17 protein-coding genes, 1 tRNA gene, 1 pseudogene and 2 riboswitches are annotated in these 22,195 nt (G+C 60.0%); of the genes and pseudogenes, 8 read left to right on the forward strand and 11 right to left on the reverse strand.

From position 1 onward, the window contains the following. The first annotated feature begins 180 nt into the window (after positions 1-180). Positions 181-1,206 carry an MgtC/SapB family protein gene (locus tag BFR47_RS03120; RefSeq protein ID WP_281245925.1) on the forward strand — a complete coding sequence of 342 codons (1,026 nt, stop codon included), beginning with the start codon at positions 181-183 and terminating at the stop codon, positions 1,204-1,206. Beyond that, positions 1,187-1,465, forward strand: a complete 279-nt coding sequence (locus tag BFR47_RS18960) for a DUF4010 domain-containing protein (protein ID WP_281245926.1) — start codon at positions 1,187-1,189, stop codon at positions 1,463-1,465. Before BFR47_RS03120 ends, BFR47_RS18960 begins: the two co-directional genes overlap by 20 nt. Positions 1,466-1,512: 47 nt before the next feature. On the opposite strand, the gene lysC is transcribed toward BFR47_RS18960, so the two are convergent. After that, positions 1,513-2,850, reverse strand: a complete 1,338-nt coding sequence (lysC, locus tag BFR47_RS03125) for a lysine-sensitive aspartokinase 3 (protein ID WP_071471719.1) — start codon at positions 2,848-2,850, stop codon at positions 1,513-1,515. Between the two features lie 66 nt (positions 2,851-2,916). Further along, a riboswitch (Lysine riboswitch) is annotated at positions 2,917-3,087 on the reverse strand. A gap of 78 nt (positions 3,088-3,165) precedes the next feature. Next, a complete protein-coding gene (gene argA / locus BFR47_RS03130; protein WP_071471720.1) occupies positions 3,166-4,494 on the reverse strand; it encodes an amino-acid N-acetyltransferase in 1,329 nt (442 codons plus the stop codon). Positions 4,495-4,846: 352 nt separating this feature from the next. Between argA and nhaD the strand changes: the two genes are divergently transcribed. After that, entirely contained in the window at positions 4,847-6,292 is a 1,446-nt protein-coding gene (gene nhaD, locus BFR47_RS03135; RefSeq protein WP_071471721.1) for a sodium:proton antiporter NhaD, read from the forward strand. A gap of 107 nt (positions 6,293-6,399) precedes the next feature. Here nhaD and BFR47_RS03140 read toward each other — a convergent pair whose 3' ends face one another. The 5 genes from BFR47_RS03140 to nagB form a co-directional block, all read right to left on the reverse strand. Beyond that, entirely contained in the window at positions 6,400-6,957 is a 558-nt protein-coding gene (locus BFR47_RS03140) for a TMEM165/GDT1 family protein (protein ID WP_071471722.1), read from the reverse strand. 103 nt (positions 6,958-7,060) lie between these two features. After that, a riboswitch (yybP-ykoY riboswitch) is annotated at positions 7,061-7,168 on the reverse strand. A gap of 75 nt (positions 7,169-7,243) precedes the next feature. Further along, complete coding sequence (locus BFR47_RS03145; protein ID WP_071471723.1) at positions 7,244-7,561, reverse strand: translation initiation factor; 318 nt, start codon at positions 7,559-7,561, stop codon at positions 7,244-7,246. Continuing rightward, positions 7,558-8,787, reverse strand: a complete 1,230-nt coding sequence (locus tag BFR47_RS03150; RefSeq protein WP_071471724.1) for an ROK family transcriptional regulator — start codon at positions 8,785-8,787, stop codon at positions 7,558-7,560. Before BFR47_RS03150 ends, BFR47_RS03145 begins: the two co-directional genes overlap by 4 nt. Further along, on the reverse strand, positions 8,784-9,929 hold the full coding sequence (nagA, locus tag BFR47_RS03155; RefSeq protein ID WP_071471725.1) for an N-acetylglucosamine-6-phosphate deacetylase: 1,146 nt from the start codon (positions 9,927-9,929) through the stop codon (positions 8,784-8,786). The genes BFR47_RS03150 and nagA overlap by 4 nt, the downstream gene beginning before the upstream one ends. 8 nt (positions 9,930-9,937) lie before the next feature. Further along, positions 9,938-10,741 (reverse strand): glucosamine-6-phosphate deaminase, encoded by an 804-nt coding sequence (gene nagB, locus BFR47_RS03160; RefSeq protein ID WP_071471726.1) that lies wholly within the window; start codon positions 10,739-10,741, stop codon positions 9,938-9,940. A 211-nt stretch (positions 10,742-10,952) separates the two neighbouring features. Between nagB and nagE the strand changes: the two genes are divergently transcribed. Next, on the forward strand, positions 10,953-12,467 hold the full coding sequence (nagE, locus tag BFR47_RS03165) for an N-acetylglucosamine-specific PTS transporter subunit IIBC (RefSeq protein ID WP_071471727.1): 1,515 nt from the start codon (positions 10,953-10,955) through the stop codon (positions 12,465-12,467). Positions 12,468-13,013: 546 nt separating this feature from the next. On the opposite strand, the gene BFR47_RS03170 is transcribed toward nagE, so the two are convergent. Beyond that, positions 13,014-13,089: transfer RNA gene (locus BFR47_RS03170), tRNA-Asn, on the reverse strand. Positions 13,090-13,244: 155 nt separating this feature from the next. Between BFR47_RS03170 and uvrB the strand changes: the two genes are divergently transcribed. Continuing rightward, positions 13,245-15,245 (forward strand): excinuclease ABC subunit UvrB, encoded by a 2,001-nt coding sequence (gene uvrB / locus BFR47_RS03175; protein WP_071471728.1) that lies wholly within the window; start codon positions 13,245-13,247, stop codon positions 15,243-15,245. Positions 15,246-15,316: 71 nt separating this feature from the next. Here the strand turns inward: uvrB and BFR47_RS03180 are convergent, their stop codons facing one another. Together BFR47_RS03180 and corA are read right to left on the reverse strand one after the other, a co-directional pair. Then, on the reverse strand, positions 15,317-15,784 hold the full coding sequence (locus BFR47_RS03180; RefSeq protein WP_071471729.1) for a CreA family protein: 468 nt from the start codon (positions 15,782-15,784) through the stop codon (positions 15,317-15,319). A 24-nt stretch (positions 15,785-15,808) separates the two neighbouring features. Continuing rightward, positions 15,809-16,756: a magnesium/cobalt transporter CorA gene (gene corA, locus BFR47_RS03185; RefSeq protein WP_071471730.1), complete on the reverse strand. Its 948-nt coding sequence runs from the start codon at positions 16,754-16,756 to the stop codon at positions 15,809-15,811. A 191-nt stretch (positions 16,757-16,947) separates the two neighbouring features. Between corA and BFR47_RS03190 the strand changes: the two genes are divergently transcribed. Next, positions 16,948-17,445, forward strand: coding sequence for a DUF922 domain-containing protein (locus BFR47_RS03190; protein ID WP_245748775.1), 498 nt, complete (start codon positions 16,948-16,950; stop codon positions 17,443-17,445). A 3-nt stretch (positions 17,446-17,448) separates the two neighbouring features. On the opposite strand, the gene mnmC is transcribed toward BFR47_RS03190, so the two are convergent. Next, a complete protein-coding gene (gene mnmC / locus BFR47_RS03195) occupies positions 17,449-19,440 on the reverse strand; it encodes a bifunctional tRNA (5-methylaminomethyl-2-thiouridine)(34)-methyltransferase MnmC2/FAD-dependent 5-carboxymethylaminomethyl-2-thiouridine(34) oxidoreductase MnmC1 (protein ID WP_071471732.1) in 1,992 nt (663 codons plus the stop codon). 105 nt (positions 19,441-19,545) lie between these two features. On the opposite strand from mnmC, the gene fabB reads away from it, so the two are divergent. Next, complete coding sequence (gene fabB / locus BFR47_RS03200) at positions 19,546-20,760, forward strand: beta-ketoacyl-ACP synthase I (RefSeq protein WP_071471733.1); 1,215 nt, start codon at positions 19,546-19,548, stop codon at positions 20,758-20,760. Positions 20,761-21,135: 375 nt separating this feature from the next. After that, positions 21,136-22,140, forward strand: a pseudogene (locus BFR47_RS03205) (IS110 family RNA-guided transposase). Positions 22,141-22,195 lie beyond the last annotated feature (55 nt).

Here is a 22,195-nt window from a genome sequence, read left to right on the forward strand (position 1 = left end):
GTGACGGTGGCATGGCCGGTGATCACCGGTCGTGGTTTTTCAGCAGGGGACGGGGCCATGATGGCGTAGGGCAAAGAGCGGATCAGGGCAGCGACGCATTGATCGAATGGTAGCGGGAGCGATACTGGAGGGGGAGCCCGATGAACGACGATATCCACATGCACGGGAGAAGGTGATTGCATGAATGATCTGAGCACCAGCCTGTTTGCCGATCACAGTACCCTGGCCCGGCTGGGACTGTCCTTGCTGCTGGGGGCCCTTATCGGTATTCAGCGGGGCTGGCAAAGCCGGGACAGCCAGGCCGGCCAGCGGGTAGCCGGGGTGCGTACTCATGCTCTGGTGGGCCTCTTTGGCGGTCTGGTGGCGTTGCTCGGCACCCATGTCGGCCAGTGGCTGACGGGGGTGGGGTTGCTGGGGGTGGTGGCGCTGACGCTGGTGGCCTACCGGGCCCGCAGTCGGGATCAGGCCGATTACAGTATTACCGGCAGCATCGGTCTGGCGCTGACCTTCTGTTTCGGTGCCCTGGCGCTGTTCGACGATCCGGCCATCGCCGCGACCGCGGCGGTGATCACCGCCTTTATCCTCGACAACAAGCGGGAGATCCACGGCCTGCTGCAAAAACTGCGGCAACACGAGCTGGATGCGGGGCTCAAGTTGCTGCTGATTTCGGTGGTGATGCTGCCGTTGCTGCCAGACCGGGCCATGGGGCCGGGTGGTGCCATCAACCCCTTTGAAATCTGGTGGATGGTGGTGTTGATCGCTTCCATTTCCTTTCTCGGCTATTTTGCCATCCGGCTGGGCGGCACCGAAAAGGGCATTTTCTTTACCAGCCTGTTTGCGGGCCTGACCTCGTCCACCGCCCTGACCCTGTATTATGCCCGGCTGTCACGCACCACACCGGCGCTGTCCCCGATGCTGGCCGCAGGGATCCTGCTGGCCTGCGGCACCATGTTTCCCCGTATTCTGGTGTATTGTGCGCTGATCAACCCGGCGCTGCTGGCCGCGCTGTGGCAGCCGGTGCTGGTGATGACCTTGCTGCTCTATGGCCCGGCTATCTGGATCTGGCACCGGCATCGGGGAGGAGAGACGGTGGGTCAGCCCAGTCTCGACATGAATCCGCTCGATCTGAAGGCGGCGTTTTTTCTTCGGTGGCCTTATTCTGGTGATCATGTTGCTCGGAGAATGGTTGAAAAACCTGTTGGGTAACGCCGGTATCCTGGTGCTGGCGCTGGCCTCGGGGGTGACCGATGTGGATGCCATTACCCTGTCGCTGAGCCGGATGTCACTGACGGGCATCGATCACGGGACGGCGGTACTCGGCATCGTGCTGGCGGCGTCGGTCAACAACCTGGTGAAGACGATGATGGCCCTGTCACTGGGCGATCGGGCGCTGGGACGGCGGGTGGCGCTGGCCATGGCGGCCTCGCTGCTGGGCGGGGTGCTGGTCGCCTGGGGTATGAATTGAAAAGGCCCGGAAAACCGGGCCTTGGCGTGTGCGGAAGCGAACGGTGATTACGCCGGCAGCAGCTCCCGGTGCAGGTCGGTAATAACCTGATTGGCGCAGCTTTCTTCCACCAGGAAGCACAGGTTGTGCGGGCTGGCACCGTAGCAGATCATGCGAATATTGACGTTTTCCAGCGCCTGGAATACCCGGGTGCCGGTGCCGTTGACTTCGCTCATGCGGTTACCGATCAGGGCCACCAGTGCCAGTCCGTGTTCGACCTTGAGGTGACAGTGCCGGCCGAGTTCGGCCTGCACTTCGTCGGTCAGCAGCTCGGCACCGGCGTCCAGGGTCAGCGACACGCTGATCTCCGAGGTGGTGATCAAGTCCACCGAAATCTTGTGCTTGGCCAGAATACCGAAGACCTCGGCCAGAAAACCGTGGGCCTGGAACATGCTCTGGCTGGTCAGGGTCAGCAACACCTGATTGCGACGCAGGGCCAGGGCGCGGAACAGCGGCTGGCTGGGGGTGCTGTTGCGGATCCAGGTGCCACCGGCTTCCGGCGCCTTGCTGGAGCCCACAAATACCGGGATCTGGCGGCGCACTGCCGGTTGCAGGGTGGCGGGGTGCAGCACCTTGGCGCCGAAGGTGGCCATTTCGGAGGCTTCGCTGAAGCTGATTTCGGGAATGGCGCGGGCGTCGCTCACCAGCCGGGGATCCGTGGTGTAGATGCCGGGCACGTCGGTCCATATTTCCACGGCGCCTGCTTCCAGCGCTTCACCCAGCAGGGCGGCGGAAAAGTCGCTGCCGCCCCGGCCGAGGGTGGTGGTGCGGCCATCCTGAGCGGCGCCGATAAAGCCCTGGGTCACCACCAGCTGGTTGTTGCACAGGGGCTTGAGTTCTTTGGTCACTTCGGCGTGCAGGGTAGCCAGATCGGGAGTGGCCCGGCTGAAGCGATCGTCGGTGCGCATGACCTTGCGCACGTCAAACCATACCGCCGGGGTACCGCGGTGGCGCAACAGCTCCACGAACAGCCGGGTAGACATCAGCTCGCCCTGGGATACGATTTCATCGTGCAGCGCCTTGGTGGGGCTGATGGCGGCACTGTCGGACAGCTCCTTGATATGGAGCAGAATGTCCTCGATATGCCGGGTCAGCATCTCGGGCTTGTTCAGGCTGTCGAGAATGCCTTGCTGAATATCGGTCAACTGTTGCAACAGCGTGGCGCGTGCCTCGGGCTGCTGTTCGCCCGAGGCCAGGGCCACCAGCAGGTTGGTGACGCCGGAGCTGGCGCTCAGTACCGCCAGGCGGGTATCGGGGTTCTGTTCGAGAATGGCGGCGCAACGACTCATGGCATCGGCATCGGCGACGCTGGTACCACCAAATTTGGCAACGGTTAACTGGCTCAAGTGCAGCTCCTTGATAGGTGCAGAGAAAAACGAATAACGGGGGAACGGCTGCAGGGACGGGAAAGGTCACTTAGAAGCACGCCACCCACAGGTGACAACCCGAAGGATTCAGCCTTCGTAGCCGAGGGAAATACGCTGCCCCGCATCACCCTCTCGGCGTTATCTCCCCTGACCGGCGATCCTGGGAGTGGGAGCTCCTCCTGCCGGCTGCCTGAATAACGCGCCTCTTCTTGCCCGACATCGGGCTGCCATATAAGTACTGACTCTGTCTGTCGCTGTCAATAATTAAGTGGTCAAATCCATGTTATATCAGCGTTATAACAGATCTTTCATCATGATCTTGGAGCGGCGCTGATAGTTGTAGAGTGCCTGCTTGCCCATCGGCAGGGCACTGACATCCACCGGCTCGAAGCCGCGCTCCTGAAACCAGTGGATGGAACGGGTGGTGAGAATAAACAGCTGGCTCATGCCGCGCTTCTTGGCCTGCTCTTCCACCTTGTGCAACAGCATGTCGCCCCGGCTGCCCCGGCGATAATCCGGATGAATGGCCACACAGGCCATTTCCGCCATTGCTTCTTCCGGGAAGGGGTAGAGGGCGGCACAGCCGATGATGGCACCGTCTTTTTCGATGATGGTGAACTGGTCGACTTCCATTTCCAGCTGCTCGCGGGAGCGGCGCACCAGGATGCCTTCTTCTTCCAGCGGGCGGATCAGGTCCAGAATGCCGCCGATGTCGTCGATACGGGCCTGGCGGGCCTGTTCGGCGCTCATGCTGACCAGTTGGGTCCCCAGACCATCACGGGTAAACAGCTCCTGGATCAGGGCGCCATCTTCCTTGTAGCTCACCAGGTGGCTGCGTGGCACGCCCGCGCGGCAGCTGGAAATGGCCGCACGCAGATAACGGGCGGTGCCGGACATGGTGTCGCCTTCCGCCAGCAGCCGCTGCAGGTACTCTTCCGCCTGTTCGGGGAAGAGTTCCGGGATGGCGGTGCCGTCTTCGTTGAGCACGCCGCGCTGAGAGCAGAAGCCGATAAGCTTGGTGGCCTTGAGCTCGATGGCCAGGCGCCGGGCCAGTTCCTCGGAAGAGAGATTGAAGCTTTCGCCGGTGACCGAGAAGCCGATAGGGGAAATCAACACAGTGGCGCCGTTGGACAGCTGATGATGAATGGTGTCGGTATGAATGCGGCGCACCCGTCCCGAATGTTGATAATCCACACCGTCATCCACGCCCAGCGGCTGGGCGATGACAAAGTTGCCGGTGACCACGTTGATGCGCGCGTTCTGCATGGGAGTGTTGACCAGTCCCATCGACAACCGGGACATGATATCCATCTGCAGGCCGCCACAGACGTTCTTGATGATGCGAAAGCTTTGTTCGTCGGTGACCCGGGTATGCTTGTGAAAGACATTCTCCAGCCCGGCTTCTTCCAGTCCCTTATCGATTTGCGGACGGGCGCCAAACACGATAACCAGTCGGATCCCGAGGCTGGTCAGCAGCGCGATATCGGTGATGATGTTGGGGAAGTTTTCCTGTTCAATGGCTTCGCCGCCCAGCATGACCACGAAGGTAGACCCTCGATGCAGGTTGACATAGGGGCTGGATTGACGAAACGCCTTGACCAGGGCGGCATCATTATCGCGCACGGACAGTCCTTTAAGAGCTGAAGAAATAAAGATCCATGATCGTGAAAACTAATGCAAAAAACAAGACTAAATATTTACTTTTTGGCGGGTATCACGGGGCTGCATCAAGGTGGTTATCGGTGATGAGCGGGTGTTTTCGGTCCGGAACCCGGGGTGATCCGTGACTATCTCGGGTCGCTCGCCAGCCATGCATTCTGATATGAAAAATGCGAGCGAGCGCCAATAAAGCGTCCTGTCCGGATACCTGCTTTATGTTAGTCTTTTCAAGGGTTATTTCCGCTCTGACGGGAAAAATCCCAACTTTCTAGCCAAAAAATCGTAACTATAGCCAAAACAATAAAGCGAGAAAACAATGCAAAGGAATCTGTGCCTACTCTCTCTGGGAGGGCTGACCGCGTTATTCAGCACCTCTGTCTCTGCGGCTGGTGGCCAACTGGATTTAACGACCTCTTCCGTCGGTATCTTTGCCGTCGTCATCTTCGTGATTGCCTATGTGCTGGTGATGGGAGAGGAATACCTTCACCTGCGCAAGTCCAAACCGGTGCTGGTCGCGGCCGGTATCATCTGGGTGGCCATCGGCTGGACCTATATTCATCATGGCATTCCGGGGGTGACCGAAGCGGCCTTCCGGCATAACCTGCTGGAATATGCCGAGCTGCTGCTGTTCCTGCTGGTGGCCATGACCTATATCAACGCCATGGAAGAGCGCCGTCTGTTCGATGCGCTTCGGGCCTGGATGGTGCGCAAGGGCTTCAGTTACAAGTCACTGTTCTGGATGACCGGTTTTCTGGCTTTCTTTATTTCGCCCATCGCCGATAACCTGACCACGGCGCTGCTGATGTGTGCGGTGGTGACCAAGGTAGCGGAAGGGGACAAGCGCTTTATCAACCTGTGCTGCATCAACATCGTGATCGCCGCCAACGCCGGTGGCGCCTTCAGTCCCTTCGGCGATATCACCACCCTGATGGTCTGGCAGGCCGGTATCATCAAGTTCAACGAGTTCTTTATCCTGTTCATTCCCGCGCTGCTCAACTACCTGGTGCCGGCGGTGGCGATGAATTTCTTTATCGAAAATCGCAAACCCGCCGCCCTCTATGAAGAGGTGGAGGTCAAGCGTGGCGCCATTCGCATCGTGTTGCTGTTTTTGCTGACCATTGCCACCGCCGTGGCCTGCCACAGTCTGCTGCACCTGCCGCCGGTACTGGGCATGATGACCGGCCTCGGTTATCTGCAGTTTTTCGGTTACTACCTGCGCCAGACCCTGCCGGGATCACTGGCGCGCAAACGGGTCATGGCCGAGAAGCGGGGCGATGAAGAAGCGCTCAGACGGTTGGGTAGCGTGGTGCCGTTTGACGTGTTCAATCGAATCGCACGGGCCGAGTGGGATACCCTGCTGTTCTTCTACGGCGTGGTAATGTGTGTGGGGGGCCTGGGGTACATGGGCTATCTGGCGCTGGTGTCCGAGGTGCTTTACGGCGGCTGGGATGCCGTCTATGCCAACATCGCACTGGGTGTGGTATCGGCGGTGGTGGACAACATTCCGGTGATGTTTGCGGTACTGACCATGCAGCCGGAAATGTCTCACGGCAACTGGTTGCTGATCACCCTGACCGCGGGGGTGGGCGGCAGCCTGCTGTCCATCGGTTCGGCCGCCGGCGTGGCGCTGATGGGCCAGGCCCGGGGCATGTATACCTTCTTCGGTCACCTCAAGTGGGCACCGGTGATCTTCCTCGGCTACGTGGCGAGCATTTTGGCGCACCTGTGGCTGAACGCCGAGAGTTTCAACGTCTTTGGCTGAGGAACTCCCGTCGCGTGACGCCAACAGCCGATGAAAGAAGTGATGGTTCAAGCCGACGGGCATCAATCACCACCAGGCCGCCTCAGGGCCCTGGTGGTTTGAGTGGTTTACCACCACAGGGTGGTGATGCCCAACAGGATAAAGAGCAGGGCGCTGGCGCGGTGAATCCAGCGCATGGGTATGCGTTCGGCGCCCTGCTTGCCAATCAACACCACGGGGACGTTGGCGGCCATCATGCCGAGGGTGGTGCCGGCCACCACCAGCCAGAAGTCGTCCACGAAGCGGGCCGCCAGCAGCACGGTGGCGACTTGGGTCTTGTCACCCATCTCCGCCAGAAAGAACAGCACAAAGGTGGTGATGAAGGGCCCGTAACGGCGGAACTGACCGTCTTCATCATCGAGCTGGTCGGGGATCAGCATCCAGAACGCCATCACGAAGAAAGAGCCAGCCAGCAGATAGCGCAGCCAGGCCGGATCCAGCCAGTGTTGTACCCAGACTCCCACCGAGCCGGCGAAGCCGTGGTTGAGCAGGGTAGCGGCCAGTATGCCGACGATGATGGGCAGGGGTTTTCTGAAACGACAGCTCAGTACCAGGGCGAGCAGTTGGGTTTTGTCGCCGATTTCGGCGATGGCGACCGCAAGGGTCGAGGTAGTCAGGGCTTCCACGGTATATACCAGGGGGACGGGGTGTTAACAACCAATGAGCAGGCCATGCCGCCCGTCCCCGGTATCGGCATCAGCCTGTCAAAGGTCTCGTCAAACCACCGATATCTCGGTTAGAAGACATCCGGGTCACAACCACCATGGTGATGTTGCACCAATTATGTTGATGGCTGTCTCGTCGTTAAACGAGAGACTACTCCCCCTTGTGCAGGAGCGGGTATTTTAGTGATTTGGGCGGCAAGTTCAAGGCTGGTGCTTTAACTTGTCGCTCTCGCCTCACCGCGGAGCCTTAACCGCCGACCTTTTTCACCTGCAGCCCGGCTTTGGTCAGCAGCGCGCTCACCTGCTCAAGCCGGTCGCCCTGAATTTCGATCACCCCTTTCTTGACCGCGCCGCCGGTACCCAGCTGTTTTTTCAGTTGCTTGGCCAGGGTGCCGACCTGCTCAGTGGGCACGCCGTACACGCAAATGACCCCGGCGCCCTTGCGGCCCTTGGTTTCGCGGCGTACACGTATGATGCCATCGTCGGGGAACGGATGATCGGAGGAAGCAGGCTGGTCCTGCTCTGCCTGCCAGTCGGGATCGGTGCTGTATACCAGTTTGTTCATAACTTGGGCTCGATGATCAGTTGTAACAGTTCGCCCTCCAACAGGGCGCGTTTAACCAGTGCCAGACCGCCGATGGTCTGGTCATGCTGAAAGTGGGCTCTGACGATGGGCAGGGCCTGATGAAAGCTTGGCAAAGACTGCTGGCGGATGGCCTGTTCGAGCAGCGGGAAGAGGACGGACTCGGCTTCGCACAGGGAACCGGTTAGCAGCAGTTTCTGCGGGTTGAACAGGTTAATCATGATGGCGAGCACCTGACCCAGATGCTGTGCCGCCTGCTCCATCACCGTCAGGGCCAGCCGGTCGCCGGCCAGTGCCGCTTCACACAGGGCCGTCATGGTCAGCCGGGTCGGATCAAGCAGGCTCCGAACTCCTGGCTCCGGCACCTGGGCCTCCAGCAGGCGGGCCGCCAGGCGGAGCAGGGCGGCGTCGGAGACCATGGTTTCCAGACAGCCGAGGTTACCGCACTGGCAGCGCTCACCGTCGGGGGTGACCCGGATATGCCCCATTTCCGCCACGTCCCGGCCCTGGCTCTTGAAGATGCGACCCTCGGTGACAATGCCGGCCCCCACGCCGTGACCCAGGCTCACCAGTATCGAGTCCAGGCAGTCGCGGGCCGCACCAAAATAGTGTTCGGCCAGCGCCTGGGCGCGAATGTCGTTGCCGATAAACACCGGCAGGCCGAGCTGCTGGCGCAAGTACTCGGACAGTTTCACCTGCGCCAGCGGATAACAGGGATGATAAATCACCTGGCCATGCTTGGCATCGGTGAGGCCGGGCATGATCACCGCCAGGGCAATCAGGTTCAGGTTGGCGGCCCGGCGGGCGATGTAGTCGGACAGACGATTACCTAGCACGGTGAGCAGGGCATCCTGCTTGAGGGCTGGGCATGCCAGGGTTTCCTGCCCCCGGGCGTTACCTTGCAGATCATAGAGCGACAGGCTGAGCTCGCCCCGGCCGAGTTTCACCGACACCAGATGAAAGTCCCCGGTAACGGTGGTGAGGGAAATCGCCCGGCGACCACCGGTAGAGGCCTGATGTTCCTGTTCCTTGATCAGACCATGCTCGAGCAGGGCTCGGGTAATCTTGGTCACGCTGGCCGGAGCCAGATGACTCAGTGCGGCGATCTTGACCCGGGAGATCGGGCCATGGCTGTCGATAATCCGGTAGACGACCGAGCTGTTGACCTGTTTGACCAGGTCGACATTGGCGATTTTTCCGTGGGTCATGGGGTTGTGAACTGTCCGTTTACCAGGGTGGTGTTGACGTGAAATCCGCTGTTCAGCACCACCAGATTGGCGATCTTGCCGACGTGGATGGAGCCGAGTTCATGGTCGAGGCTCAGGGCCCTGGCCGGATAGAGGCTGGCCATACGCAGCGCTTCTTCCAGTGGCAGCCCGACCCGTTCAACCAGGTTGCGGACCCCCGCTATCATGGTCAATGCCGAGCCGCCGAGTGTACCATGCTCATCCACGCATTGCCCATCGCGCACCAGCACGGTGGTGCCGCAAAAGTCGAACCGGGTCAGCTCGGGGCCGGCCCCGGCGGCGGCGGTGGCATCGGTCACCAGACAGAGGCGCTGGCCCAGTACTCTGTGTGCCAGCCGGACATTGGCATCATGCACGTGAACGCCGTCCACGATAATGCCGGCATAGACGGCGGGACTGTCGAACACGGCGCCCACGGCGCCGGGCTCCCGCCCGTTGAGCGTCGGGGTCATGGCATTGTAAAGATGGGTGGCAAACCCCACGCCGGCATCGAAACCGGCCATGGCCTCATCGTAACTGGCGGCGGTGTGGCCCATGGCCACCAGAATGCCGGCTTCGTTCAGGCGCCGGATATGCTCGGGACGGTTGCACTCGGGGGCCAGGGTGATTTTGGCAATCACCTCCGCATGTTCACACAGAAAATCCAGCATGGCAGCGGTCAGCGAGCGGATATGCGCGGCCGGATGAATCCCCTTGCGCGTGAGATTGGTATAGGGGCCTTCCAGGTGCAGGCCCGGCACCCGATGCCGGTGCCGGGCCATGTAGTCACGGGTGACGGCCACCGCCTGCTGCATATCCCGGTCGGGCGAGGTGATCAAGGTCGGCAGAAAGCTGGTGGTACCGGACTTCAGGTTGGTCCTGTGCATGGTATCCAGGGTATGGATGCTGATGTCGCCATTAAACATCACCCCGCCGCAGCCATTGAGCTGCAGGTCGATAAAACCGGCACTGAGCAAGGCACCCTCCAGTGAGTGGCGTGGCAGTTCGGGGGCAAGCGCCGCTTCGGGCAGGATGGCGGCGATGCGATCTTGCCGGATCACGACGGCCTGATCGTGGTGTAGGCGCTCGCCGTCAAACAGGGTGCAGTGGGTCAGGGCAAACATGAATGTGATTACTCCAGATACGTAAGCGAGTCGGGTTGCCGCTGTTCGGGCTCACTCGGGAGAGGAGCCCTGAGCGCCGTGGTGGCGGCGATATCGCAGACCATGATGCAGCCTGGGTGCCGCTGCAGGACGGATACCGGCCAGCGCGGACTGACATCGCCTTCCACCGCCGCCTGCAGCGCCAGCGCCTTGTGTTGTCCGGTCACCAGTATCATCACTTCTTCCGCCTCCAGCAGGGTACCCAGCCCCATGGTCAGTGCCTGCCGGGGTACCCGGTCCGGGTCATGGTCGAAAAAACGGGCGTTATGCTGCCGGGTTGTGTCGGTCAGGGTGCAGAGACGGGTACGGGAGTCGAACGGCGACATGGGCTCATTGAAGGCGAGATGACCGTTACTGCCGACGCCACCCAGCATCAGATGAATGCCGCCATAGCGGCGGATGGCGGCCTCATAACGACGGCATTCGGTGGCCAGATCCGGGGCGTTGCCGTCCGGAATATGGATGTGTTCCGGATGGATATCCACATGTCTGAACAGATTTTCGTGCATAAAATGGTGGTAGCTTTGTGGATGTTCTGGCGGTAATCCGACGTATTCGTCCATATTGAAGGTAACCACATGACGAAAACTGAGCGTTCCCGCCTGATACAGGACAATTAGCTCCCGGTAGCAGGTCTGTGGCGAGCTGCCGGTGGGCAGACCGAGCACAAAGGGCCGTTCGGCGCTGGGCGCGAAGGCCCTGATACGGTCGGCAATATAGTGAGCGGCCCAGCGGCCAACCTGATCGGCATTGGCAAGAGGGATTAAACGCATGATGGCGCCTCATGGTTGGATAGCGAAAGCCTACCATATTTCACCATGATGAAATACGAGACCTTTCGGTGTCATAAGGGTCTTCTTTCGGGTCACTGCCAGGCGGGTTGATGCATCCCCGGCCGTCGCTTGATGTTTCATGGAACGCATTGCTGTGTCAGGCCGCGAGGGCAGCACAGGCTATCGCACTACTGGCATAAGGAGATTGGCCATGAACCTGCTGGGATATCTACAACGACTGGGCAAGGCGTTGATGTTACCGATAGCGACTCTTCCGGTGGCCGCCTTGCTATTGCGCCTGGGGCAGCCGGATCTGCTGGGTCTTGCCGTGATGGCCGAGGCGGGGGCGGCCATTTTCAACCAGTTGCCGTTGCTGTTTGGTCTGGGCATTGCCGTTGGCCTGTCCCGGGATAATGCCGGTGCCGCCGCCCTGGCCGGGGCCGTTGGCTATTTTGTCCTGACCGGCGCGGCGAGGGCCATGGACGGCGATATCGAGATGTCATTCTTCGGCGGCATTATCGCCGGCATGATTGCCGGCCACTGTTATAACCGCTTTCACCGGGTGCGATTACCCGGTTATCTGTCCTTCTTCGGCGGTCATCGGCTGGTGCCTATCATGACCGGACTCTTTGCGCTGCTGGCGGCGCTGCTGGCCGGCCTGATCTGGCCCGTGATGCAGCAGGGCATCGACAGTTTAAGTATGACCCTCTCCACCTCGGGGCCGATCGGTCAGTTCTTCTACGGCGTGCTCAACCGGGCGTTGATCCCGCTGGGTCTGCACCATGCGGTGAACTCCCTGTTCTGGTTTGGTCTGGGCGAGTGTCTCTCCCTGAGCTACGAGGCGGCCGGTGTCGTACAGCAAGTGTGTCTGGATCCGGCGTTGGTGGGCACCCTGGCCGTGGGGGGGCCGGTGCCCGGAGTCGACGGCGCCGTGATCATCGAGCTGGCCACCGAGGTGACCCGGGGCGACTTGCACCGCTTCTTCGCCGGCGATCCCACCGCCGGGGTCTTTATGGGCGGTTTCTTCCCGATCATGATGTTCGGCCTGCCGGCGGCCGCCCTGGCCATGATACTGGCCGCGCCCGCAAGCAAACGGGTTCAGGTGGGGGGACTGCTGTTGTCGCTGGGCATGACCTCATTGCTGACCGGCATTACCGAGCCGCTGGAGTTCAGCTTCATGTTTCTGGCGCCGCTGCTCTACGTGCTGCACGCGTTGCTGACCGGCCTGGCGTTGGTGGTGACCAACCTGTTCGGCATCCTGCACGGCTTCGGTTTTTCCGCCGGGCTGTTCGATCTGGTACTGAACTGGGGGTTGGCTACCCGGCCCTGGGCATTGCTGGGCGTGGGCGTGGCGTTCGCGGTGCTCTATTTTTTCAGTTTCTATTTTGCCATTCGTCGCTTGCGTCTCAAGACCCCGGGGCGAGCCACGACAGAACCGACGGCAGATGTTAAAGAGAGCGGGGACGATGCTGCCGAGCTGGCGGCTGAATATCTGGCGGCGCTGGGGGGAGAAGATAATCTGCTGACCATCGATGCCTGCGTTACCCGGCTGCGGCTGACGGTCAGGCAGTCGAGTCGGGTCGACGAAGCCCGGCTGACGGCGCTGGGAGCCAAAGGCATGAGCAGGTCGTCCGGGAAAAAGCAGAAGCTGCAACTGCAACTGATAGTGGGCCCTCGGGCAGACCGGCTGGCGGCAGAGATCAAGGCGTTGACCGAACATCACTGAGTTCCGATAGGGGCATGATCTGCCTTTCAGACGCGGTGCCAATGTCGGTTGGCACCGTTTTTTATTATTTCAGAGCATAAGCGATACAAACCACTTGAAAAAAGGGGTTAAGTCAGCTCCAGCTAAGGGGTATGCCCCCGTGCAACTGTGATTGCCGAGCGGCAGGCAGGCAAACCGGAGAGCGATATTTTTCCGTCTGTCAAGAGCCCGCCGATGAGGCAAGAGACTCAAAAGGTTATGCACAGCGAGTCGGAGCCTTGTGCCGACAGGGTTGGGGGCACTTATCCACCATTTCTGTGGATAAGGTTGTGCATTACCTATCTAAAACCGGTGCAAAGCCAGTCAGGGCAGGCTTCTCGGATAAGTAGGCAAAAAATTAACCAAAAAATAAGTGTTTAAAAATCAAAGTCTTAAAAAAAGGCACAAGAAATTCTCGCTCAATATCTGAACGATGAGGGCAAGGCTAGAGCAAAAGCACGAAATGTGGGTTTTTTGAAAAATCAGTGAGGCTTGTAGTGGATAAGTCAAGAAGAGTGGTGCGAAATTTGGCTCCCCCTGCTGGACTTGAACCAGCGACATACGGATTAACAGTCCGCCGTTCTACCGACTGAACTAAGGGGGAATCTCGTGAAGAGGCCGCAGATAATACGCAGGCCAGGGAGGCGGGTCAAGGACAATATCCGATTTTTGACCCTTGGGACCAAGAGGGCAGTTTTCGCTTAAATTTACCGGTTCACCGGGGGTAAACTGGGCGCTGAAACAAGAGGAGAGTGGGTAATGAGCAAAGATTTCCAACTGGTCAGCGATTATCAGCCCGGTGGCGATCAGCCGACGGCGATTGCCCAGCTGCTGGAGGGTATCGATGCCGGTCTGGCTCATCAGACCCTGCTCGGGGTGACCGGCTCGGGCAAGACCTTCACCGTGGCCAACGTGATTGCCGAGCTGAACCGCCCGACCATGATACTGGCGCCCAACAAGACCCTGGCCGCCCAGCTTTACGGCGAGATGAAGGAGTTCTTCCCCCATAATGCGGTGGAGTACTTCGTTTCCTATTACGACTATTATCAGCCCGAGGCCTATGTGCCGACGACCGATACCTTTATCGAGAAAGACGCCTCCATCAACGATCATATCGAGCAGATGCGACTGTCGGCCACCAAGGCGCTGATGGAGCGGCGGGATGTGATCATCGTGGCCTCGGTGTCGGCCATCTACGGTCTGGGTGATCCCCAGTCCTACCTGAGCATGATGCTGCACCTGCGTACCGGCGATGTCTTGAACCAGCGGGACATGCTGCGCCGGCTGGCGGAACTGCAATACAGCCGCAACGACGCCGGTTTTCAGCGTGGTACCTTCCGGGTGCGGGGCGAGGTGATCGATATCTTTCCGGCGGAGTCGGACGATCAGGCGGTGCGGGTCGAGCTGTTTGATGACGAAATCGAGCGTATCAGTCTGTTCGATCCGCTGACCGGCACCGTGAAGCAGACCCTGGCGCGCTTTACCATCTATCCCAAGACCCACTACGTGACCCCGCGAGAAAAACTGCTCGGTGCCATCGAGCATATCAAGGTGGAACTGCAGGCGCGCAAGGCGCAGCTGTTGTCGTCCAACAAGCTGCTGGAAGAGCAGCGCATTAGCCAGCGCACCCAGTTCGATATCGAGATGATTCAGGAACTGGGCTACTGCTCGGGCATCGAGAACTACTCCCGTTATCTGTCAGGCCGGGGCGAAGGCGAGCCGCCGCCCACCCTGTTCGATTATCTGCCCGGCGATGGCCTGCTGATTATCGACGAGTCTCACGTCACGGTGCCGCAGATTGGCGGCATGTACAAGGGCGACCGCTCGCGCAAGGAAACCCTGGTGGAATACGGCTTTCGTCTGCCTTCGGCGTTGGACAACCGGCCGCTGCGCTTCGAGGAATTCGAAGCCCTGATGCCGCAGACGGTGTTTGTATCCGCCACCCCCGGCCCCTACGAGCTGGACAAGTCCGGCGACGATGTAGCCGAGCAGGTAGTGCGTCCCACCGGTCTGCTCGATCCGGTGCTGGAAGTCCGGCCAGTTGCAACCCAGGTGGACGACGTACTGTCCGAGGCCCGGCTGCGCATCGCGCAACACGAGCGGGTGCTGGTGACCACCCTGACCAAGCGCATGGCCGAGGACCTGACCGAATACCTGAGCGAACACGGTCTGCGGGTACGCTATCTGCATTCGGACATCGACACCGTGGAGCGCATGGAGATCATTCGCGACCTGCGTCTGGGGGAGTTCGATGTGCTGGTGGGCATCAACCTGCTGCGGGAAGGACTGGACATGCCGGAGGTGTCGCTGGTGGCGATTCTGGATGCGGACAAGGAAGGTTTCCTGCGCTCCGAACGCTCGCTGATCCAGACCATCGGCCGGGCCGCTCGCAACCTGAACGGCAAGGCCATTCTCTATGCGGATAAGGTCACCCGTTCCATGGCCGCGGCGATCGGAGAAACCGAACGCCGTCGGGAAGTACAGCGGCAGTTCAATGAAGACAACGGCATCGTGCCCAAGGGGCTGACCAAGGGTGTGACCGATGTGATGGATCTGGACGGCACCCGGCGGATTGGCTCCAAACGCGCCAAGGACAAAACCTTGCAGCCGGAGCACCTGCCCACCGCCAAAGAGCTGGACAAGCAGATCACCGAGCTGGAGAAAATCATGCTCGAACATGCCCGCAACCTGGAGTTTGAACAGGCCGCCGCCACCCGCGATCGCATCCACGAATTACGGGAGCAGCTGATCCGCAGCTGATGGCAAGGGAGGACGGCGGGTAGATCGGGATTTGCTGCTTATCCCGATCCAGGGGCGACCGGTTCCGGTATTCAGGGCTGGGCGGGGGCCCGATAGGCCTGGGTACCCCACAGCGGGACGGTCGACATGGAATGCTTGAAGCTGCCGCTGGTTTCCTTGGTGCTGTAGGCGATATACAGCAGCGACTGGCTGCGGTCATCATAGATGCGCCGGATCTTCAGGCTTTTCAGGAAGATACTCTTCGACTTCTTGAACACGATGTCGCCGCTCTTGGAGGTATCGATGGTGGCGATCATGGCCGGGGTGATCTCGCCGGTCTGGCGGCAGCTGATCGACATGTCGGACGGATCCGACAGATCCAGATCCGCCACTATGTTGGACATGTGGCAGGTCACGCCGGGCACATCGGGGTCGGTCAGCACCTCGATCTTGATGTCCTTGGTGGTGAACAGGCCCAGCGATACGTCGCCCACTTCATTGTTGTCACAGCCGGCAAGGGCGAGGGCGGCGATACCGCCCAGTATCAGTTGTTTCCACATCTCGTGCTCCTCATGCTGGCCGGGTTACAGCCAGCCTTTGCGTTTGAAGAAATAATAGGTACCGCAGGCGGACATCAGCATCATGACCAGCGACATGGGGTAGCCATAATCGAAACCCAGCTCCGGCATGATCTCGAAGTTCATGCCATAGATGCTGGCGATCAGCGTGGGGGGCAGAAATACCACGGCGGCGACCGAGAAAATCTTGATCACCTTGCTTTGCTCCAGGCTGGTAAAGCCCATGGCCGCTTCCAGCTGAAAGTTGATCTTGTCGAACAGAAACTGGGTGTGGGGTAGCAGCGACTCGATGTCGTAGAGCATCTCGTCTATCCACTTGCGCTGTTCGTCGTTACCGCTCTGGCGCAGGGAACGTTTGATGAAACGCAGTGCCCGCCGGGTATCGTACAGGGCCAGCCGGATATGGCCGTTGCCGCCTTCCTGCAGCATCAGATCCGACATGGTCTGGCGAAGATCGTCCACCTGCAGCACCTGTTTGGCGGTGGCTTCCAGGGTCTTGTAGCCGTCTTCGATCAGATCGGAAATGTATTCGATTTTGAGTTGAAAAATTTCCAGCAGCAGATCCGGGGCGTCTTTCGCTTCCAGCCGGTCCTGGCGCATGTAGTGGCGCAGCAGTCGCATCAGGCCGAGATCGTCTTCCCGAAAGCTGATCAACATGTCTTTGCGCAGGGTAAAGAGCACGTTGATGCCGTCTATTTCCTTGCCCATGCGCTGGGGAAACAGCGAATGGATGTGCAGGCCGTCCTTGTCCCGGTAAAAGCGGGCCGAAGCCTCGATATCGTCGAGCTCGTCCAGCTCCGGTACTTCCTCCACGAACAGCTGCTTCATCCAGAGCTGTTCCTGCTCGTCCGGCTTGAGAATATCCAGCCACAGGGTGTTGGGAGGCAGGCTGTCCTCCAGGTTGAGTGGCTGAATGTCGAGAGATGTTCCATTCAGGGTATAGGCTGTGATCATGCAGCGCTCCAACCAGTAAACAATGACTGGCACTATATAGAGGCCAACGCCGGATGTCAGGCAATCTGTGAGCCGGTGGCATTTTTTGGCGCTTATTTGGGTGGCATAAGGGTAGACTCAAATGACTTGACCCTTTACCCGGCCTATAATGACAGGATCCTGCCATCAGCATCACCCACCGGAGAGCCACCGTGAAGCGAATATATAGTGCCTTCCTTATGCTCTTGCTGGCATTTCCCGCGACGGCCGAGATGACGCTGAAGGCGCGGCAAACCGTGGATGTATATGGTTCCAGTGCCCTGGAGCCAAGCCTGGCCGATGTGGATTATCGCTTGAGCTGGCAGCTGACCGGGGAGCAGACCGAACAGGGCTGCCGCCCGGCCCAGGTGCTGGTGTCGCTGACCGCCACCGTGACCGAGCCGCTGGAATGGCCGCAAACCCCAGCCTGGCAGAATTACCGGCTGGCTCTCACCGCCTACGAACGGCTGGTGCGGGAGCGGGCGCTGTTGTCGGGTGAATGGCTGGAGCGATCGCTGTTCGAGATAGCGGCACAATCGAATTGCGAGCAATTGCGTCAGGTGGCAGACAACGTCGGCTATCACCAGCTCGACATCGCCCGCACCCTGTTGCGGGACTTTCAGCAGCAGCACGATTACGGCCGCCATCTGGGGCTGATCCGCCCCGAATAGGTCTTACTCTACCGGTTTGCCTTTCAGCAGCTTGCGTACCCAATGCCGATTGGGACTGAGCACCGCCAGCTGAGACTGTGACAGCGGATAGGGCTCGTCCAGCAGCTGTGCCGCCATCAGCTCGGACAGCAAGGGCGCCGAACACAGGCCCCGGGAGCCCAGCCCGGACATCACATAGAGCCCCGCATGATCTTCCGCCAAGGGTAAGGCTTCCCACTTGCGCTGGGGCATCCGGGCATACTGTGCCAGTTGTGCAGCCTTGTCCGGCGCGGCCCCGAGCAGCGGCAGATGATCCCGGCAGGCGGCGCGGACACTCACCCGGCCGGCGCCGGCCTCCGGTGTGACATCATCGAGCGCGGGCAGGGTGCGTACCAGTTTGTGCAGGTTGTCCTGCTCTTCCTGCTCCCGATAATCCACCGCCGTCTGCTTGCGGCCATAGCTGGCCCCCACGCAGTGCACGCCTTGCCAGGCGGGGGTGAGATAGCCTTCGTAGCAGACCACGGTTTTCAGTGCCGTGATGGAGGGTGTCGAAGGCTGATAGTTGACTTGTCCCCGCACCGGCGACAGCGCCAGAGGCCGGGTCTGCGGCCATGCCGTCAATTGATGGCCGTTGGCCAGCACCACATTATCGGCACAGAAGGTCTCGCCCCCGGTATTGAGCTGCCATTGGTGCTCTTCCCGCGCCAGCGTCTCGACCCGGGTCTGGTAGTGACAACTCAGCAGCCCGGTTTGTTGTGCTTCGGCCAGCAGGGCGGCGGTCAGCTCGAAGGGGCAAATCCAGCCGCCCAGCGGGTACTCGATGCCGGGCAGATTGGCGGCGATGCCGGTACGGGCGTTCACCTGTTCGGCGGTCAGGGCGTGCAGCAGTGCCGGCGGAAACTGACTGGCCAGCAGCTTGTCGATTTTGGCGCCGCTCTTGTCGTTGTAAGCCAGCTGCACCACACCACACCAGTCGTGATGGACATGATGCCGCTCGGCCAGGGCGGGCAAGGTACGGCGACCGTAAAGAAAAGCCTGCAGATAAAACTGGCTCAGGTTATCGTGTTCGCCATTCAGCAACGGATACACGGCGGCCTGACGGTTGCCCGAGGCCCCCATGGCCGGAGCCTTATGCTGCTCGAGCAGGGTGACCTGCTGGCCCCGGCGGGTCAGGGCATAGGCCAGGCTGGCCCCGGCGATGCCGGCACCCACTATGATGGTATGCCCGGCCCGGCCCGGTCGGCGCCAGAACCAGGGCGCAGGGTAGGGCGCTCGCTGGTCGCAGCGACGCACCCCCGCCAGCATTTCCCGCTTGCGGCCATAGCCCTTGACCCGGCCGACCCTGAAGCCGGCCTCGTTCAGCCCGCGGCGTACGAAACCGGCGGCGGTAAAGGTGGCCAGGGTGGCGCCATTACGGGCCAGGCGCGCCAGTTGCCGGAACAACTGGGGCGTCCACATCTCCGGATTCTTGCTCGGCGCGAAACCGTCCAGATACCAGGCATCCACCTTGCCGGTCAGCCCCGCTTCCATCTGTGGCAGCAGATCGGCCACGTCGCCAAGCCATAAATCCAGGCATACATCGTCGTCCAGCCACAGCCGGTGGCAGCCGTTAACGGCAGGCGGATATTCAGCTAACAAACGTTCGCTTAAAGTGCTAAGCTCTGGCCATTGGCCCAGGGCCTGTTGCAGATCGGCGCGGGTAAGCGGAAATTTCTCCACGCTGATCAGATGCAGGCGCCGGGCGTTGCCCTGCGGATGTTGCCGGCGATAGTCGATGAAAGCCTGCCAGGTGGCCAGCACATTGAGGCCGGTGCCAAAGCCGGTTTCGGCCACCACGAACAGTGGTCTGTCGTGGTCAATCCAGCGTTCGGGCAGGCGGTTCTGACCGAGAAATACATAGCGGGTTTCGGCCAGGCCATCGTCGTTGGAAAAGTAGACATCGTCGAACGCAGCGGCAACCGGTGTGCCCTGGTCATTCCAGTCCAGACGCGCGGTTGTAATGAAGTGGGGTGACACTGAACCTCCGGGGCCGTAAAAGCGGTCATTTTATGTGAAAGCAGACCAGTTTGACCATTTTTTATGGTTAGAATTGGCGCCAAATCAAGACAGTAGGAAAGATAGATGAGAAGAGCAGTCATTACCGGTATCGGTGTGGTGTCCAGCATTGGCAACAACAAGGAAGAGGTTCTGGCCTCACTCAAGGCGGGCCGCTCCGGTATCAGCTTCTCCCAGCAGTTTGCTGATCATAACCTGCGTAGCCAGGTGTGGGGGAACATTAAACTGAACCCGGCCGAACATATCGATCGTAAAGTCATGCGCTTTATGGGTGATGCAGCGGCCTTTGCCTATCTTTCCATGGAACAGGCGATCGCCGATGCGGGCCTTGATGAGTCCATGGTATCCAACGAGCGCACCGGCCTGGTAGCCGGCTCCGGTGGTGCCTCTTCCAAGAACCAGATTGAAGCCTGCGATACCCTGCGCGAAAAGGGTGTACGCCGTGTAGGGCCTTACATGGTACCGCGTACCATGTCGTCCACCACCTCGGCCTGTCTGGCGACCCCGTTCAAGATCAAGGGCATCAACTACACCATCAGCTCGGCCTGTGCGACTTCCGCGCATTGTATCGGCCATGCGCTGGAGCAGATCCAGCTGGGCAAGCAGGACATCGTCTTTGCCGGTGGCGGCGAAGAAGTGGACTGGACCCTGGCCCTGCAGTTCGACGCCATGGGCGCCCTGTCCAGCAAGTACAACGAGACCCCGGAACTGGCTTCCCGTACCTACGATGCGGGCCGTGACGGCTTCGTCATCTCCGGTGGCGGCGGCATGGTGGTGGTGGAAGAACTGGAGCACGCCCTCAAGCGCGGTGCCCATATCTATGCCGAAATCACCGGTTACGGTGCCACCTCCGACGGCTACGACATGGTGGCCCCGTCCGGCGAAGGCGCCGTGCGTTGCATGCAGCAGGCCATGGCCACCGCGCCGGCCCCGGTGCAGTACATCAACACCCACGGCACTTCCACCCCGGTAGGTGATGTGAAAGAGCTGGAAGCCATCAACAACCTGTTTGGCGACCATGCCCCTTACATCTCCGCCACCAAGGCGATGACCGGTCATGCGCTGGGTGCCGCCGGTGTGCACGAGGCGGTGTACTCGCTGCTGATGATGGAGCACGGCTTCATTGCGCCGAGCATCAACATCACCGAGCTGGACGAGAAGGCCAAGAACCTGCCTATCGTGACCGAGTACAAGGAAGCCGAGCTGGACACCGTGATGTCCAACAGCTTCGGTTTCGGCGGCACCAACGCCAGCTTGGTATTCAGCAAATACAAAGGCTGAATCGGCCGGTAATACCGCAATAAAAAGGGCGCTTCGGCGCCCTTTTTGCGTTAGGAAATCGGACAAAGGGCACTACTCCGCCGACACGCCGTAAACCCTTCCCTGGGGGCTCAGCCGCGCCCTCCCTAGCGCGGATGGTCAGCTGAGCAGATACCCTTTGCCCTCCTTCTGCAGCGGAGTCGTCTGGTGGCACCACCTGCAGAGAACTCCTCATCATGGAAGAGGCTCCAGGGATTGCCTCAGCCGACCGTCAAATGCCAGGGATGTCATGTGCTGAGCGTTACATGGATGATGAGATGGACACCTCTTGTGTAACCGGCGTCGCGATGCGCCATATTTGGGTTGAAGCTCAAATAACCACAAAAGGTGTCCACTATGAACATTACGCTGATAGGTATCGATTTGGCAAAGAATGTGTTTCAGGTTTGTGGCGTCAATCAAGCTGGCAAGGCCGTTTTCAACCGGCAGGTTCGGCGTGCGGAGTTACTGGCATTTCTTGCTCAATACGCTTCCGTGCCCATTGCGATGGAAGCCTGCAGTGGCTCCAACTACTGGGGCCGGACCTTGCAGCGCCTGGGTCACCCGGTGATGTTGCTGCCGCCTCAGCATGTAAAACCGTTCGTGCAGGGCAACAAGAATGACCGTAACGATGCTTTCGCTATCTGCGAAGCAGCCAAGCGGCCGAATATCACCGTGGTTACGCCCAGAACCCTGGAACAGACCGACATGCATCTGGCACATCGCCTCCGCGAACGACGAGTGGAAGCGCGTACCCGACTGATTTGCCAGTTACGCGGCCTGCTGAATGAGTACGGCATTACTCAGCCTCGAGGCAAAGAAGCATTGCAGGCGGCCATGCCCGATATCCTGGAGGATGCCAACAACGGGCTGACGCCAACGGCGCGCGCATATTTTCACGGCATGATGGCAGAATGGCGGCAACTGAATGCGGCGATAGCGACGCTGGATAATGATATTCGTCGGCAGTGTCGAAGCCATGAAGACTGCTCTCGACTGACTGAAATCAAAGGCGTTGGCGATATCACCGCCACGGCCGTGGTCGCCTTTGCGGGCAATGGTCATCATTATCGCAGTGGCCGCCATTTTTCTGCCAATCTGGGGCTGGTGCCTAAAGAGTATTCCAGTGGTGGCAAGCAACAGCTCGGCAGTATCACCAAACGCGGTAATGGCTACTTACGCAAGCTGTTGGTGCAGGGCGCCTGGTCGATTATCCGGTAGGCAGAAGACAGGCTGTCTCAGTGGGCCAAAGCGCTCGTTGAGCGACGAGGTAAACAGAAAGCGGCGATAGCCGTCGCCAACAAACTGGCTCGCATTATCTGGGCCATGCTGGTCAGGCAGGAGCACTACCGTGCGGTCTGAGAGAGCCAGAAGGGCAGTAAAAAACAGACCGGTTTAGCAGGAGAAACAAGTTACA

Origin of the sequence: Oceanisphaera psychrotolerans, assembly GCF_001870485.1 — a bacterium.
GTDB lineage: Bacteria > Pseudomonadota > Gammaproteobacteria > Enterobacterales > Aeromonadaceae > Oceanimonas > Oceanimonas psychrotolerans.